Source organism: Anoxybacteroides tepidamans, from assembly GCF_014201465.1.
Taxonomy (GTDB): domain Bacteria; phylum Bacillota; class Bacilli; order Bacillales; family Anoxybacillaceae; genus Anoxybacteroides; species Anoxybacteroides tepidamans.
Window position 1 is genome coordinate 102112 of sequence record NZ_JACHEP010000007.1, and the last position, 15851, is coordinate 117962.

A 15851-nucleotide genomic window follows, 5' to 3' on the forward strand; every position below is an offset into this window, starting at 1 on the left:
TAATACCGATAGCAAGAAATGTCCCGCATAATACAAACAATACTTTCGCCAATGTTTCCATTTGATTAACTCTCCATTCTACCGAATGCTTTCTCCAATGACAAATGATAAACCGATAGAAATCACCATCGAAATCAGCCCGACTGCGCGGTTGTCTTTGGCAATTTCTTCATCAATATTAAATTTTGGTGTTAAAAATTCATAGATAAAATAAGCGATTAACAACAAAATAAATCCGTATACTCCCCAACCAATCACGGAAAGGAGAGATTCGTGGTGGCTGATCGCATATCGAAAAATGTTGGCGATGCCAAAAATTTTTCCGCCCGTTGCCATCGCCACCGCTACATTACCTTTTTGAATTTCATCCCAATTTTTATATTTCGTGACGAGTTCAAATATTGCTAAAAAGACAACCATGCATAAAACAGCGACACTAAAATTCGCTGCAATCTTCACTATTTCGTTTTCCCAAAAGGAGTTCATCGCCTTCGCCCCTTATCATTTCAATTCGACAATCGTGACACCGATGCCACCCTCTGTCGCTTCTCCGAAACGAATGTTTTTCACCGAACGGTGTTTTTTCAAAAATTCTTGCACGCCTTTGCGAAGCGCCCCGGTTCCTTTTCCGTGAATGATCGATACGCGCGGATAGCCGGCGAGCAGCGCATCATCAATATATTTTTCGACGCGGGCGATCGCATCTTCGTACCGCTCGCCGCGCAAATCTAGCTCCAAGCCGACATGATAGTCTTTCCCTTTAACGGTGGTAAGCGGTTTCGCTTCCGCCACTTTCGTGCTGCCGATATATTCAAGATCGCGCTCTTTTATTTTCATTTTTAAAATGCCAAGCTGCACTTGCCATTCATCATCAGAAACTTTCTCCAACAAATAGCCTTTTTGATTTAAATGGACAACCTTTACTTCGTCGCCAGGCCGGAATTCATGAGACACGCGCTTTTTCGCCGTGCTTTTTTTCGTATCAATCGTTGGCGCTGCTTCTTCTAATCGTTTTTTCGCAGCAATTAACTCGTGTTCTTTAATTTCTGCGAGCTTTTCTTTTTGCATCTGCCGCAGTTCGCGAATGACTTCTTCCGCTTCCCGCTGTGACGTTTTTATAATTTCCGTCGCTTTTCGCTTCGCTTCGTCAATAAGTTCATCGCGTTTTTCATTCAGCTCTTCCCATTTTTGTTCCCACTCGCGGCGAAGCCGTTCTGCTTCTTTGCGCGCTTCCTCTGCTTTTTTCTGTTCTTCTTCCGCCTGCCTTTTGCTTTGTTCAAGCGAAACAATCATGTTCTCTACTTTGTTGCTTTCGACGCTAATTTGCGCTTTCGCTCGTTCGATTATCCGCTCATTTAAGCCGAGCCGTTTTGATATTTCGAATGCATTACTTCGTCCCGGCACGCCGATCAATAGCTTATACGTCGGGCTTAGCGTATCGATGTCGAATTCAACACTCGCATTGATGACACCGCGGCGGTTGTATCCGTACGCTTTTAACTCTGGATAATGCGTAGTCGCAACAATGCGCGCACCGCGCTCATGAACTTCGTCTAAAATCGCGATCGCCAGCGCTGCACCTTCTTGCGGATCGGTTCCCGCTCCAAGTTCGTCAAAAAGAACAAGGCTGTCGTGATCGACGTTACGCAAAATCTCAACGATGTTTACCATATGAGACGAAAATGTACTTAAACTTTGTTCTATCGATTGTTCATCGCCGATATCCGCATACACGGAACGAAATACTGCGAGCTCAGAACCGTCCAATGCCGGAATAAAGAGACCGGCTTGTGCCATTAACGTCAATACCCCGATCGTTTTTAATGTCACCGTCTTCCCGCCTGTATTCGGACCGGTGATCACGATCGTTGTATAGTCTTTGCCAAGTTCGATATCGTTTGGCACGACAACGTTTGGGTCGATAAGCGGGTGGCGCGCCTTCAATAAACGAATATAGCCTTGATCGTTCATCTTTGGCTTCGTCGCTTTTATTTTTTGCGCATATTTCGCTTTTGTGAAAATAAAATCGAGTTCAGCCAATACGTCCACATTGACAAGAAGCATATCGGCATGCTCCGCCACTTTTGCCGTCAGTTCCGTTAAAATTCGCTCGATTTCCTGCTTCTCTTTGACGCGCGCTTCTTGCAGTTGGTTGTTCAAATCGACGACGACTTGCGGCTCGATAAATAATGTCGCACCGGAAGACGATTGATCGTGCACAATGCCGCCGTAAGCGTGGCGATATTCTTGTTTGACCGGAATGACGTACCGGTCGTTGCGAATCGTAATAATCGCATCCGACAACGTTTTTTGCGCGGAGGAAGAACGAATGATGCTTTCTAGCTTTTCACGTACTCTCGCTTCCGTATTCCGCAATTGTTGGCGGATGGAACGCAACCGATCGCTCGCATGGTCGAGCACTTCGCCGTAATCATCGATACAATGTTTAATTGCTTGTTCGAGTTCTGGCAACGCGACCATTTGTTCCACATATTGTAACAAATATGGAAGTTCTACTTTCTCTTCTTCTAATGATTCAATAAACGTTTTCATTTGCCGGCTCGCATAAATCGTGCTCGCGATATCAAGCAGTTCATGCGGGCTTAGTATGCTGCCAATTTTCGCTCGTTTAAGGCTTGGGCGAATATCGAAAATGCCTCCAAGCGGAACATTCCCGCGCAGGCGAAGTGCCGCTGCGGCTTCATCCGTTTCTTCTTGCCATTTGATCACTTCTGCAAAATCGGAAGAAGGGACTAGCTTCTCCACTTTTTCTTTTCCTAATGACGAAGAGACATGCTCTGACAATTGTGCTTTGATTTTGTCAAATTCTAATACTTTCAAAACTCGTGTATGCAATGATGTCACCTCTCTATATAGATAGATGCAATTTGGAACTTTAGCGTTTTCGTCTTTTATGAAGTAATCGGTATTTTTTCGACTGTCGGGTGACCGAACAACACCGCTTCCAGACAAATGCATTTGTCTGTGAAGCGGTTGGTTGTTCGGTCCTCTGTCACGCGAAAGCGTGACGAAGGCAAGTCACAGACTTGCCTCCGACAGTCGAAAAAATAGGGAGTCTGCTTTTTCGTCAGCTATAAGTTAAACCTTCCAGTTGTATTTATATAGTTAGCGATTTTCATCATGACGCCGTAAAAAACGGCGTAACTCGTCTAGCGTCCATGTGTTGATAACCGTTTCTTTCCGAATCCACCCTTTTCGCGCTGTTGCAACACCAATGTTCATATCATCTAGCATTTGTAAATGATGGGCATCTGTATTAATCGCAATTTTGACACCCGCGTCTTGCGCTTTTTTTAAATACGTATAGGTTAAATCAAGGCGATGCGGATTCGCGTTTAATTCAAGTGCCGTATTCGTTTCACGCGCCAATTCAATCAGCATATCGACATCGACGTCGTAACCGCTGCGCCGCCCGATGAGCCGGCCGGTCGGGTGAGCAATTAAGTCGACATGAACGTTTTCAAGCGCTGCTTTTAACCGTTTCATGATTGCCTCTCGATCTTGAGAAAATCCTGTATGAATCGCAGCGATCACAAAATCTAATTCTGTTAATACATCGTCATCATAATCGAGCGTGCCATCTGGCAAAATATCCATTTCAATGCCGGCTAAAATCGTAAAATCATCGTATTTCGCATTCAACCGCTCAATTTCTTCCCGCTGTCGTTTGAGGCGTTCGACCGTTAGACCATTTGCGACTTTTAAAAACTGGGAATGGTCGGTCACCGCCATATAGCGATATCCTTTTTTCCGGCACTCCTCCGCCATTTCCTCAATTGAACATGCTCCATCGCTCCAAGTAGAATGTATATGCAAATCCCCTTGAATATCGGAAAGTTGGATAAGAGGGTAGCCCTCTTCATATCGGTCCACTTCACTTCCATCTTCACGCAATTCCGGCGGAATGAACGGCAATTGGAAATGGGCGAAAAACGATCGTTCATCCGCAAACGTGATGATATTGCCTGTATCCACTTGCTCAACGCCATATTCGCTAATTTTTTCACCACGCTCTTTCGCTAATTGCCGCATGCGGACATTATGTTCCTTCGAGCCGGTAAAATGGTGGAGCGTCGTCGCAAATTGATCGGGATGGACGATTCGAAAATCGACCGCAATCTCATATTCGTAACGAAACTGCAACGAAACTTTCGTATCGCCTTTCGCGATCACATCGGAGACGTGAGCGAGTGTCACTAATTGTTCGCGAACCCGCTCTGGTTCATTTGTGGCGATAATAAAATCTAAATCCTTGACTGTTTCTTTCATGCGCCGCAAACTGCCGGCACGGGAAAAGCGAATAATTTCTTTAACTGCTTGCAGCTGCTGTTCGATTTCTTCGGCGATCGGCAGTACGGCTGCAAGAGGTAACCGTTCCGGCCGAGAGCCGATTTCTTCAATGGCGGCTAAAATTTTTTCTTCCGTTTTCTTTCCAAAACCGGCAAGCGCCTGCACTTTTTGTTCCAAACATGCCGCCTTTAAAGAATCGACGTCGACAACGCCAAGCTCTTGATAAAGTTTGGCAATTTTTTTGCCGCCAAGCCCGGGAATTTTTAGAAGGGAGAGAAGGCTAGAAGGAATTTCATTTTGCAGTTCTTCAAGCACTTTCGATGTTCCTGTTTCAAGGAACTCGCCAATGACAGCTGATGTCCCTTTTCCGATCCCTGGGATTTTCGTAAAATCTTCCATTTCTGCCAAGCTGCGCTCATCTGTTTCCAATGCGCTCGCTGCTTTGCGGAATGCGGCAATTTTAAACGGATTTTCACCTTTGATTTCCATATATAACGCAATCGTTTCTAATAATTGAATGACGTCTTTTTTATTTTTCAACATAACGCACCACCTGTACATACGATCCACTACGGAAAATGATACAAGTTTTTCGCCAAAAGTACAAAAAAACTTCTCTATATCGGATAGAGAAGCGGCTATGCTATATAGCGGATCCACATATGTTTGAGCATGTCGGATAAAAATGGAGTATGTTTGACAATCATGCTCGCCATGACGGAATTTTGCAACTGCGTTTGCACGCTTTGAATCGGGATGAGCGCTCCGACATAAAGGAGTAGAAAGACGAGTAAATATACTTCGACAAATCCGAGCGCCCCGCCTGCCCAGCGGTTCATGCTGCGCAAAAGTGGCAGCTGGGCCACAAAATCAAGCATCGAACCGATGATTTGCATAATGATTTTCGTGGCGAAAAACAAAATCGCGAACGACATCGCCCGATAATACGCTTCGTCGAGGTGGGCGCTTTCAAACAGCATTTTCACCGTTTCCGGATCTCCGAAAGAAGGGTACGGAATCCATAGTTTAAGAGTCGGTGCCAGCTTCTCGTAGTTCATATAAGCGACAATAAAGGAAACAATAAAGCCGGTCATATGAATAAACTGCAAAATAAAGCCCCGCTTTAAACCGATCATAAATCCTGTTAAAAGAATGAAAAGCAATGCTACATCAACCATTCAATCGTCCTTCTCCTTTTTCGTTTGTTGCAGGAGGCGGTCATACTCCTCTTTTAGTTTAACGTATTCGTGAACGACATTCACCGCTGTTAAAACAGCGAGCTTCGTCATATCTAATGTTGGGTTTTTCGCACTAATTTCTCTCATTTTATCATCGACGATCGACGCTACTAAGCGAATATGGCTAGAACTTTCCGCGCCGACAATGGAGTATTGCTGTCCGTATATGTCGACGGTAATGCGCGTTTTTTGTTGCTCTCCCAAACGATTTCCCCCATTCTGCAAAATCCTATTGTTTATCATACCATGAATGCTGATATAATGAAAAGATACGACACGTTAACAATGGAAAACTTTAATAGAAGGTGAGAAATTTGTCCAACTATGTAATCCAAGCAACGGAACATACAATAAAAGAGATGGAACAACATTACCGATCATCCGTAACCGGCCATCTTCCGCAAGGTGCTTTATTTGTCGCGAAACTCTCAGGATGTACCATCACCGCCTATCGTTCAGGCAAAGTGTTGTTTCAAGGAAAAGATGCAGAAAAAGAGGCGAAACGGTGGGATAACCGTTCCGGCCCGCAAACAACGAAAGAGGAAACGCCTATCTCGCGTTTAGCAACAGTATCGGCGATCGGATCGGACGAAGTCGGAACAGGCGATTATTTTGGCCCTATCGTTGTTGTCGCCGCTTACGTCGCGAAAGAGCGAATCGAGACAATGAAGCGAATAGGAGTGAAAGATTCGAAGCAGTTGACCGATGATGCGATTATCCGGCTTGCGCCAGCATTGATGGACCACCTCTATTATGAATCGGTGATCCTTGCGAATGAAAAGTATAATGAGTGGCAACGAAGCGGCATGCCGCAAACGAAAATAAAGGCGCGGCTGCATAACGAAGCGATTCGCAAACTCATCCGCCAGCTCGCACCGCTTGAGCCGGAGGCGATTATTATTGACCAATTTATCGAGCACGATTTGTATTTTCGGTACTTAGAAGGCGAACGAGATGTCATTCACGAGCGGGTCTATTGCATTCCAAAAGCTGAAACGGTTCATATAGCGGTTGCTGCTGCTTCGATCATCGCCCGTTACGTATTTTTAAAGGAGATAGACGCACTGAGCAAACGAGTCGGAATGATGCTACCAAAGGGAGCCAGCGAGCAGGTGGACAAAGCGGCGGCCAAACTCATTCAAACATACGGCGAATCGATTTTATCTATGTGTGCGAAGCTTCATTTTGCCAATACCGAAAAAGCGCGGCGAATCGCTGCCCGTTAACAGATGATAAAAAGGTGTGGACTCCCACACCTTTTTACGATCTCAAAAATGGCCACCAGTTCGCTTTTCCGAACGTTTTCACCATCACTGGAACAAACAATGGCAAAATGATAAACGCATATAATAAAAGCCCTGTTAAAATAATCGTGGCAATTTGTAATAATGAAAGCACACCAGACGGATACATCGCCGCAAACGTTCCACCTAAAATAATGACGGCGGAAATGATGACCGTCCCCATATTTTTCATCGCCACGATCATCGCTTCCTGTACCGGCCGGTCTTTATATTCGTTAAACCGATCCATAAGGAAAATGCTATAGTCAATGCCGAGCGCCATTAAAATGACAAACGCGAAAAACGGAACCGCCCAATTGATGCCGTCATAGCCAAGAACGCGGACGAAAATCAACTCCGTTACGGCCAGCGACGTGTAATACGTTAACACAAGCGATAAAATTAAATACATCGGCATGACAAACGAACGAAGGAGCGCGATTAAAATAAGCGCAATACCGGCAAACATGAACATGACCGTGCGAGCGTAGTCTTGATCGGAAATAGTGTGAAGATCCGAATAAATGCTTGTGACGCCGCCAATCGCTACTTTCGCATTTTCTAATTTCGTATCTTTCACCGCCCGTTCGACTGCCTGCTTCACATCGGTGATCTTCTCCATCGTTTTTGTGGCGTATGGGTTCGTACGGAACACGACATCCAATGTGACAACTTTTCCGTCTTTTGATAAATACGCTTCTTTCGCTCGTGCAAACTCTTGGCTATCGAGCACTTGTTTCGGCATATACCATCCCGCCAGTTCTTCATCAGGAGAAGAAGATAGCTCAGACAAATAGCTTTGTGCCGAAGTAAGACCGCTTGCGACTTGTTGCAGGCCATTTGCGCTTTTATCCAAACCGGTAATGAGCTGATTCATTTGCCCGTCAAGTTGTGAAAAGCCTGTGAGCAATTGTTGTTGTCCATTCGCCACTTGCCCTAGTCCGTTTGCAAATTTCGGCAAGCGTTGAACGATTTGTTGTTGACCATCGGCGGCTTTTTCGATTCCTCGCTGCAATTGTTCCAAGCCCGCGATCAATTTCGTCATTCCGTCGGTAAGCGCTTTTTGGCCAGCGATTAGCTCTTGAAATGAACGATTCGCTTGTTGAACGCCAACGCTCGTCTGTTGCAGCGCTCCATTTAACTGCGCCAACCCGCCAGCCATTTGCAGCGACTGTTTGGCAAGCTCTGTCATCGCTAGTTTCGTTTGCTGATACTCGGCATCTTGTTGCAACTCTGGATGTGTTTGTTCAATATGCTGAAGCGAACCGTTAATGACAGACAACTGTTGCGCCAAAGCGTTCATGCCTGTTTGCATCTGCTTATATTGATCAACAAGGGAGCTCAACCCAGCGCTTGCTGTTTCGTACCCTTGCAACAGCTGTTCGGTGCCTGCAAGCAATTTTTTCGCATTGTCTTGCATGGTCGCAAGCCCTTCTTTTAATTCACCTGCTCCAACTGCTCCGCTGCGTACCCCTTGCTCTAGCTGCGCTAATCCGTTTTGCAGTTCACCAATGCCTACTTTTAATTGATTCGTTCCTGATACGAGCCCTTCGATTCCGCTTGTCGCTTGCTTTAGCTTTGGCGCCGATGCGGAAAGCTGTACACTCGCCTTGCTTAATCCAGAGCGAATTTGTTCAATGCCGTCGGTTCCTTTTCCAAGACCTTCTTTTAACTGTTTTGCTTGGTTGGTGACGAATAATTGCTCAATCGGCTCTCCAGTGGGGCGTGTGACCGAACGAACATGATCAACGCCATCGACTTTTTCCACTTCGCGGCTAATTTTTTCGATTAAGGCAAAATAGTCAGGCGCATTCATGTCTTCATCGTTTTTGATAACAATTTGTGTCGGCATCGCTTCGCCTGGATCAAAACTTTTCGCAATAATATGAAACGCTTTAACCGACGGATAGCGCTCGCCGATTTCTTCCATTGAATTAAACGACAGCTTTCCATCGTAAGTAAATAGCACCGGAAGCGTAATGACCGCGACAATTGCTAATGAGAGAAGCGGCTTCGTAAACGAAAAACGTCCTGCCCATTCCCATAGTTTGCTTTGCTTATGTTCAAGCGTTCCTTTCGCTGGCCAAAATAGTTTTGCACCGAGCGTCGCCATAAAAAACGGAACGAGCGTCATGAGCGCAAGAAGCAACACAGCAACCCCAACAGCAACGGCCGAAGCAGATTGATATAGTTTAAACGTCGATAGCCCGATCGCCGCAAAGCCAATCATGACAGCAAGACCGCTAAATACGACCGTTTTTCCTGCGGTACGGTATGTCGCCACAATCGCCTCCACTCTTGTTTCATGCCGTGGAAGTTCTTCTTTAAACCGGCTTAATAGCAAAATGCAATAGTCCGTTCCGATGCCAAATAACACCGCGACTAAAAACGTTTGCGTAAACGTCGAAAGCGGAAAATCGACGCGATCGACTAAAAAAGCGACAATCGACTGGGAAGCGATATACGTCAGTCCGACCGTTAGAAGCGGGACGAACGGCGCGACAAGCGAGCGGAAGACGACGAATAGGACGACTAAAATAAAGACAACGGTAATTCCTTCTGTTTTCTTCAGCCCTGCTTGCGAACTGGCGATGACGTCTTCGTCAATCATCCAGCTGCTCGTATAATAGTGTTGAAGAGAAATGTTATCGATCGCTTCGTAAAGTACGCGGCTAATTTCTTTTGCGCTTCGGTCGCGGCGATCTAATTTAATGGATGTTAAAATGGTTGTTTTGTCTTTAGAAACGAGCTGGTCTTTTAATTCTTTTTCATGAAACGGAGAAATAATTTGCGTGATTCCAAGCGTTTCTTTCTCGTTTTCTAATTGTTGAATCGCTTTTTCAGCTTCTTTCCAGTCTTGGGCGGTCAGTTTTCCGTTCCGATGAAAAACGAGGGCAACGCTCGTTTCGTTTCCTTTTTGCTCTTTTTGCTGCACTTCTTTTAAAATATCGATGGCTAAAGACGAAGAATAGCCTTTTGGAACAGTAATTTGCCCCTTTTCCCGTACAAGGTCGGCCATGTTCGGTGCCGTCATCGCAAGCACGACAACCGCGGCAATCCACGCGAGCAAAACGAACCATTTTCCTTTCACGATCGCTCTCATTTCGTTTCCTCCAGCTTTTGTAAAATATTCGCTAACTTTTCGTACGTTTGAATAAACGATTCAATTTCTTCTTCGGAAAATTGCGTAATCAGCGATTCGACCAAGTGATGGATTTTTGTTTCTGTTTCCGCTAGCCACGTTTTTCCTTTTTCCGTTAGCGATAAGTAAATGACGCGGCGGTCGTTGTCGTCGCGAAGGCGCTGAATCATTTCTTTTTCGACTAGCCGATTCGTCATCGCCGTAATCGCGCTTTTATTAACGGCAAACACTGCCGCCAATTCGCTCGATGTACAAACGTTTCGTTTGCTCATATAGCGAAGCAAGTAGTATTGGTCGTTCGTCATCTCATCCAGTTCGCACTTCACAAGCGCTACTGCTTTTTTGTTAACAAGAAACGAAACAGACAAATACCGCTCAATTAACTCATGCACGTTGCTATGCAAACAATCACCTCTTTCGATATAGTTCAACTATTTAACTATTAAATAATATAACTATTATCGAGAAAATCGTCAACGATTAAATCGATGTCTACGGTCGTATAATCGCCGCGTGTATATATCTCAACCGCAAGCCCACCAACAATAATTGGACGTATGCGATACGGCTCTAACAGCTTAGTTAAAATGGCTGTGACTTGAACCAATTTTCTCAAACGATGTTTTCGTTCGAAGCGACTGAAGTTTTTCTCTCGCCTCTTTAATCGAATTCATAATACCACACTCGTTCGTTTACATATCGAATTTTTCCTTCTTATTCAGCTTTTTTCCATCGTTTTATGCATAATTCATCTAATATATGCATTTCTTCTTTGTCGCGTGCGCGCAAACGCACATGTTGTTCTCTTCCATCTTTTAATATATCCCGCTCTACACTTCCTTTGCGGGAAAAAATCCAATCATTTAACTCAGACATAGTCATTTTTCTCACTTCACTTCACTCCAACAGCTATTTTTTACATCATATCACAAAAGAGCGGGCATCCACACCCGCTCTTCCTTCATAAATGGCCACTTGTTTTTGCCATCACCGGAATGAATAGCAGCAAAACGATGGGCGCATATAAAAATAATGGTTGCCATTTGCAATAGCGATAATACGCCAGATGGATACATCGCTGCAAACGTTCCTCCTAAAATGATCGCTGCGGAAATGATGACCGTTCCCATATGACGCATCGCAAACATGCAATGGTCAATGATGAAATGATGTATGGTATAATAATGAAAAAAGTGAGGGATATGCGATGAAGCCAGAATCATCCAAACTGTATACGTATGCTGATTATATTCAATGGGACGGACGTTGGGAGCTCATTGACGGGAAAGCTTACAACATGAGCCCTTCACCAACATGGGAGCATCAATTTGCCATCATGGAACTATCGTTTGCGTTTCGTTCGTACTTTCAAAATAAAGATTGCTACGTCGCCATTGCTCCGTTTGATGTTCGTCTCTCCGAAAGCGATGACTACACGTATGCCAAACATGTCGTGCAACCGGATATTTCTGTCATTTGCAACCGAAACAACTTAACAGCAACCGGCTGTTTAGGCGCACCAACACTCATTGTCGAGGTTCTTTCTCCGTCTACAGCTTTAAAAGACCGAAACGAAAAATTTAAGCTATACGAACAATTTGACGTACAAGAGTATTGGATTGTTGATCCTGTGTATAAAACGGTGGAAATATTCGGTCGAGAAGACGGGTTTTTTAAAAAAAGGGAAGCGTTTGGTGAAAATGGCACAATTACATCTTTTCTATTTACGGATCTTTCTCTCGAGGCGAAGCGATTATTTTTTCAATAAAAAAGGCAGCCAATAACCGCATAACAAGCGAATTGGGCAGCCTTTTTCTTTTTATCGTTTAAGCCGCGACGTCGCGCTTTTGGAACGTCCACCATGTCACCGCATTAAACGCGACAAAATACACAAGCAACACCGCAAGCGAAAACGGCATCGTCATCCCTTTCACCAACGGCGTGCCGTCAATATATTGTGCTAAGTTCGTATTGGCAAACAATATATATTTCGCCCACTGAATCTCCCAACGACTAAAGTCGCGGGGTTCTTGCGTACAAAAGGGTTTCTCGTACACCTGCGTGCAGAACTCACCCTTGTTCCGCAAGACTTTCATGGGCAAACACTTCACGAGTGCTTTGCGCCCTGTGCGCCCGATTCAAGACGCTGAACACGATTTAAACTCCCATGCTACTTACAACACATGGATGAAGACGAAGTCGTTCCATTTCTTTATTGTGTAGATGGATAAAGCGATCCCATCTGTCTAAACATTTTTGTTGGTCTATTTCTTTTCGGTTATCTTTAACGTTCATGATTAAAAATGCGCTATATAAATCACGTTGTATTTTACACCCATTTGTTTCATGCCATCGTTGAGAAAGTGTTTTCTTTTTGTAATCGTTGTTTTGATGGTCGTATTGACTTGCTTTTACGCTGAATGTATCAACAAAATGAAGCGGTTTATTTTCGTATTGTAGTTTTTGATTCAATATGTTCAAAAACAAACTTGGCGCACGATTCGCAATGCTTTTTCCAAATCGTTTTTTCTTTTTGTATTTTCCGTTGGCATCGACTTTTGTTTCTTTGGCTCTTTTTTGAAGTGCTTTAAAGTTCATTGTTTCTACTTTGAAACAATCACCAAGCGTAATCATCCAATTAGCTAGTCGATGGTGGTCTTGTTTTCTTTTGTCTGCCATCTTTCGTTGTAGTTCAGCTAGTTGATTTTTTGTTTTTATATAGTTTTTGCTCCAAATCCATTTTTCTTTGTTGTCTTCTTTTTTTATGGTGCCATCTTCATTGTATTTATGGGGGTTATTTGCTCGTCTTTGGCGGTCTAGTTTGCGAAGAAGCACTCGTTTCTGCTTTTCGAGGTTTTCTACGCTTGGCGCAAGAACGAGTAGTTTGACATCTGTTTGAGAGCAAACAGCGATTGTTTGTGTGCCAATGTCGATGCCAACGTCACCTTTACCGAGAGGATGTCTAATTTCTCCTGTCTGTTTGTTGAATTTTTTAGGAGGAATCCCCTCCAGAATAAGCTGAATATAATATTTTATTTTTCCTCTAATTCGCTTACGGAGAATGCGGCAATACTTTATTCGATCTTGCAAAGCGATATGCGCATATATGTCATTTTTGCGAATAATGACAGGAATAGATAGCTCATTCCATAAAAGACGACCATCTTTAAAACGAATACCTGTATGATTCGATTTCCCTTCTACGGAATCCATTTCGTTTTGTTTTTTAAAATACACTTGATTGGCGTTTCCAAATGCCAATTTTTCAAAAGCTACCCACGCTCGTGTCGCAATTTTTTGCGCTGTATGAGAATCGATGTGTTTTTTGAAAGGGTATCGCATTGGCTTGATAAAATCGTGCATGGCGTATTCAGTGATGCCATAAGAACGATACAATTCATTTAGTAGTTTGGTTTTTTCTTTTGACGTTGGTAGTTGAATGACTTGTTTGTATTCTTTATCATGTTGCAATTTTTTATATCGTTTTAGACACTCACGCAAACAAGCGTTATACAGCTTTCTCGCGATTTCGAATCGCTTTTCAAGCACATGTTCTTGCCATCTTTCTGTTTTTAGTTTTAACGTCAACACATAACTTTTTGTTTTTGATTTTGCCAATGCGATACACCTCCCTTTACACATTTTTTTGATTTTCAATATATTGCTTTACCGCATCTTCTGAAATATATCCAACTGTGCAACAAAAATAACTTCTCGTCCATAACGACGGTAATCTGCTTTTTAATGAAGGATATTTTTCTCTTAATATTCGACTGCTTGTTCCTTTAAACGCTTGAATGATTTTATGCAAATGTTGTCGGGGATCAAAAGAAATAAACAAGTGCACATGATCTGGCATGACTTCTAACGCTTTTATTTCTACATCGTGTTCCGTGGCAACTTGATAAAAAATTTCTTTTACATCTCGCTCAATATCTCCGACTAATACTTTTCTTCGGTATTTTGGACAGAATACAATATGATATTGATTGAGATAGACAATTCCTTTTTTATGGGTGTATTTTTTGTTTTCCAAAATCAATCACCTCTATATGAAATATACCATAAATATTAGATAAATGGAACATATCTAATAAATTGATTCAAAAAATCAGCGATTCATCCCTAGCCTTTAGGCAGGGGCTTTCTCGCTAAAATTTTGTAATTCCCATCAAGCCGACGATCATGCGAATCGTTGTCGTTTTTCCTGCACCGTTCGGCCCAAGCAGCCCGAACACCTCCCCGGCAAACACATCGAGCGATAAATCGTGAATGATTGTCTTTTTGCCGATGTCTTTCCTGACATGCTTCAACTGCAAAATCGGCTTCATCCTTTTTCCTCTCCCTTATCATTTTTGTCTCATTTTGTTCTCGTTCCACTCATCATTACGAATGTGCATGCCTATAGGTTTCAAAATTATTCCATTGTCGTTAGCGGGGCAAGAAGCTTATCGGATTTGGGTTGCTCGTTATCGATGTTCCGTATGCCGCAAGACGATGACCGTGCTTCCGACATTCTTTTTCCTTTATTCCCAACTTTGAGAAAGTAGTTCTGAAATAGTGTGCTAATTTACAAAGTAATGAAAATTGTTCAACTACAGAACCTTATTTTTTTATCGTCCTTCGTTACTTTTGAAAGTTTAAAAATACCAACTAACAGACAAATCATACTCCCTCCCCATAATGCCCCTGATTCACCTAAAAGAAGGGAAATTTCTTCTGACGCCATCGGATGATTAATGTCAAAAGAAATTGCTTTTAATGCCAAGTATACTGCAATAGAGAACGATACAAAATGCACGAAAATCCAGAAAAATGCTGCTCTTTGTGTGGTATTCCTTCTCCAAAGAAAAATTAGTGTAATAATTGCAATGAGCATTATTGTGGAAAAACCAACAATTAACATGTTCATCACTTCTTCTTCCAAAGGAAGATGCCGATGCATGTTAAGAACACCTCACATAATAGATAAATTAACTCGTAGTGCTAGTTGAGAACTAATCCCTTTCAATGATATGGGTTCAAGGTGTTAAAAAATCTTAATATTAGGAAAATTAACAAGAGAGCTAGGTGTACAACATATGCGTGTTATTTATCTTTCGCTACGAAAAATCCTGTCATCCCCACGGTAAAGCTTGGTGCCAAACTCCAAAGGAAAAAACCCCATCTGTCCATCAATAAAGAAACGATCAAGAAAATCAAAGGCACAAACAACATTAGTCCTATTGCAATTTTCTGGTATCGATTCATTCGGACACCTCCCCATTAATGAATATAAAGCAATCAGAGCGCTTTTTTTGGGTTTTCTACTCTCATCGATTGAACTTCTCCACAATTGATACAAAACGTAACGAACAATTTTGACCCGATGCTTAAGTTTTTGTTTATATTTTTTACATTGGCGTGCCCGCTTCCCACCATACCTTCCGAAACTGAACTGCTACCACAATTCCTGCATTTTTTCTCTACTTTCACGTCGCTAAATCCCCTCCACTCTTTCGCCTTTCATGCTTTTTCCGGAAGATACAACACTCGCTTTATTGCTTTGAATCCATAACACAAATCCAAAGATTAAAATGAGTAAGAATAGCCAAATCATCGATACGATTCCCGCTTCAGGACCAAATGCATCCCCCGCTCCACCATCGGATGGAGATCCGTAGGCAAGGGCTATTTTTATTCTCGTTTGAGTTTATCCCGAGTTCGACAGTGACTAGGCAAACAAAATGCCTCTAATCCCTTGATACCAAAGGGACGAGAGGCATTTGGGCATACTTCAGGTGTGTATCTAGGTGCGAGGATGGATGCCTAGAATCTTCGGAGGAGGCTCCAGCCCTAGAGCCGCAAAGAATTGAGCCTGTTTGGTCGTCAGTTCGG

16 protein-coding genes and 2 pseudogenes are annotated in these 15851 nt (G+C 43.1%); 2 read left to right on the forward strand and 16 right to left on the reverse strand.

The window, feature by feature from the left end:
* Positions 1-78: 78 nt before the first annotated feature.
* From HNQ34_RS08460 to zapA, 5 genes are all read right to left on the reverse strand, one after another.
* On the reverse strand, positions 79-486 hold the full coding sequence (locus tag HNQ34_RS08460) for a DUF350 domain-containing protein (protein WP_183253537.1): 408 nt from the start codon (positions 484-486) through the stop codon (positions 79-81).
* Positions 487-501: 15 nt separating this feature from the next.
* On the reverse strand, positions 502-2856 hold the full coding sequence (locus HNQ34_RS08465) for an endonuclease MutS2 (RefSeq protein WP_183253540.1): 2355 nt from the start codon (positions 2854-2856) through the stop codon (positions 502-504).
* A gap of 270 nt (positions 2857-3126) precedes the next feature.
* The gene (gene polX, locus HNQ34_RS08470; protein WP_183253541.1) at positions 3127-4854 is read right to left on the reverse strand and encodes a DNA polymerase/3'-5' exonuclease PolX; all 1728 of its coding nucleotides are present in this window, start codon (positions 4852-4854) and stop codon (positions 3127-3129) included.
* A gap of 95 nt (positions 4855-4949) precedes the next feature.
* Positions 4950-5489 (reverse strand): CvpA family protein, encoded by a 540-nt coding sequence (locus HNQ34_RS08475; protein ID WP_183253543.1) that lies wholly within the window; start codon positions 5487-5489, stop codon positions 4950-4952.
* On the reverse strand, positions 5490-5753 hold the full coding sequence (zapA, locus tag HNQ34_RS08480) for a cell division protein ZapA (protein ID WP_183253546.1): 264 nt from the start codon (positions 5751-5753) through the stop codon (positions 5490-5492).
* Positions 5754-5863: 110 nt separating this feature from the next.
* On the opposite strand from zapA, the gene rnhC reads away from it, so the two are divergent.
* Entirely contained in the window at positions 5864-6775 is a 912-nt protein-coding gene (gene rnhC, locus HNQ34_RS08485; protein ID WP_183253548.1) for a ribonuclease HIII, read from the forward strand.
* Positions 6776-6809: 34 nt separating this feature from the next.
* Here rnhC and HNQ34_RS08490 read toward each other — a convergent pair whose 3' ends face one another.
* The 5 genes and pseudogenes from HNQ34_RS08490 to HNQ34_RS08510 form a co-directional block, all read right to left on the reverse strand.
* Positions 6810-9935 carry an MMPL family transporter gene (locus HNQ34_RS08490; protein ID WP_183253551.1) on the reverse strand — a complete coding sequence of 1042 codons (3126 nt, stop codon included), beginning with the start codon at positions 9933-9935 and terminating at the stop codon, positions 6810-6812.
* The gene (locus HNQ34_RS08495) at positions 9932-10378 is read right to left on the reverse strand and encodes a MarR family winged helix-turn-helix transcriptional regulator (RefSeq protein ID WP_183253553.1); all 447 of its coding nucleotides are present in this window, start codon (positions 10376-10378) and stop codon (positions 9932-9934) included. The genes HNQ34_RS08490 and HNQ34_RS08495 overlap by 4 nt, the downstream gene beginning before the upstream one ends.
* A gap of 38 nt (positions 10379-10416) precedes the next feature.
* Positions 10417-10590, reverse strand: a complete 174-nt coding sequence (locus HNQ34_RS08500) for a hypothetical protein (RefSeq protein WP_246363970.1) — start codon at positions 10588-10590, stop codon at positions 10417-10419.
* A gap of 98 nt (positions 10591-10688) precedes the next feature.
* Positions 10689-10865 (reverse strand): hypothetical protein, encoded by a 177-nt coding sequence (locus HNQ34_RS08505; protein ID WP_183253556.1) that lies wholly within the window; start codon positions 10863-10865, stop codon positions 10689-10691.
* A 70-nt stretch (positions 10866-10935) separates the two neighbouring features.
* Positions 10936-11122 (reverse strand): annotated as a pseudogene (locus tag HNQ34_RS08510) (hypothetical protein); the annotation flags it as partial.
* 59 nt (positions 11123-11181) lie between these two features.
* Between HNQ34_RS08510 and HNQ34_RS08515 the strand changes: the two are divergent.
* The gene (locus HNQ34_RS08515; protein WP_183253560.1) at positions 11182-11742 is read left to right on the forward strand and encodes a Uma2 family endonuclease; all 561 of its coding nucleotides are present in this window, start codon (positions 11182-11184) and stop codon (positions 11740-11742) included.
* 58 nt (positions 11743-11800) lie between these two features.
* Here HNQ34_RS08515 and HNQ34_RS08520 read toward each other — a convergent pair whose 3' ends face one another.
* From HNQ34_RS08520 to HNQ34_RS08545, 6 genes and pseudogenes are all read right to left on the reverse strand, one after another.
* Positions 11801-12031 (reverse strand): hypothetical protein, encoded by a 231-nt coding sequence (locus HNQ34_RS08520; RefSeq protein ID WP_409978362.1) that lies wholly within the window; start codon positions 12029-12031, stop codon positions 11801-11803.
* 100 nt (positions 12032-12131) lie between these two features.
* Complete coding sequence (locus tag HNQ34_RS08525) at positions 12132-13592, reverse strand: transposase (protein ID WP_221277354.1); 1461 nt, start codon at positions 13590-13592, stop codon at positions 12132-12134.
* Between the two features lie 16 nt (positions 13593-13608).
* Positions 13609-14010 carry an IS200/IS605 family transposase gene (gene tnpA / locus HNQ34_RS08530; RefSeq protein WP_183253562.1) on the reverse strand — a complete coding sequence of 134 codons (402 nt, stop codon included), beginning with the start codon at positions 14008-14010 and terminating at the stop codon, positions 13609-13611.
* 124 nt (positions 14011-14134) lie between these two features.
* Positions 14135-14305: pseudogene (locus tag HNQ34_RS08535) on the reverse strand (ATP-binding cassette domain-containing protein); the annotation flags it as partial.
* Positions 14306-14565: 260 nt separating this feature from the next.
* The gene (locus HNQ34_RS08540) at positions 14566-14919 is read right to left on the reverse strand and encodes a hypothetical protein (RefSeq protein WP_183253566.1); all 354 of its coding nucleotides are present in this window, start codon (positions 14917-14919) and stop codon (positions 14566-14568) included.
* 143 nt (positions 14920-15062) lie between these two features.
* On the reverse strand, positions 15063-15224 hold the full coding sequence (locus tag HNQ34_RS08545) for a hypothetical protein (RefSeq protein WP_183253569.1): 162 nt from the start codon (positions 15222-15224) through the stop codon (positions 15063-15065).
* Positions 15225-15851: the final 627 nt, after the last annotated feature.

Bases quoted from the DNA above. Each gene is read 5' to 3' on its own strand.
- HNQ34_RS08460 (WP_183253537.1), bottom strand. From the start codon at position 486: ATGAACTCCTTTTGGGAAAACGAAATAGTGAAGATTGCAGCGAATTTT.
- polX (WP_183253541.1), bottom strand. From the start codon at position 4,854: ATGTTGAAAAATAAAAAAGACGTCATTCAATTATTAGAAACGATTGCG.
- HNQ34_RS08475 (WP_183253543.1), bottom strand. From the start codon at position 5,489: ATGGTTGATGTAGCATTGCTTTTCATTCTTTTAACAGGATTTATGATC.
- HNQ34_RS08490 (WP_183253551.1), bottom strand. From the start codon at position 9,935: ATGAGAGCGATCGTGAAAGGAAAATGGTTCGTTTTGCTCGCGTGGATT.
- HNQ34_RS08515 (WP_183253560.1), top strand. From the start codon at position 11,182: ATGAAGCCAGAATCATCCAAACTGTATACGTATGCTGATTATATTCAA.
- HNQ34_RS08540 (WP_183253566.1), bottom strand. From the start codon at position 14,919: ATGCATCGGCATCTTCCTTTGGAAGAAGAAGTGATGAACATGTTAATT.
- HNQ34_RS08545 (WP_183253569.1), bottom strand. From the start codon at position 15,224: ATGAATCGATACCAGAAAATTGCAATAGGACTAATGTTGTTTGTGCCT.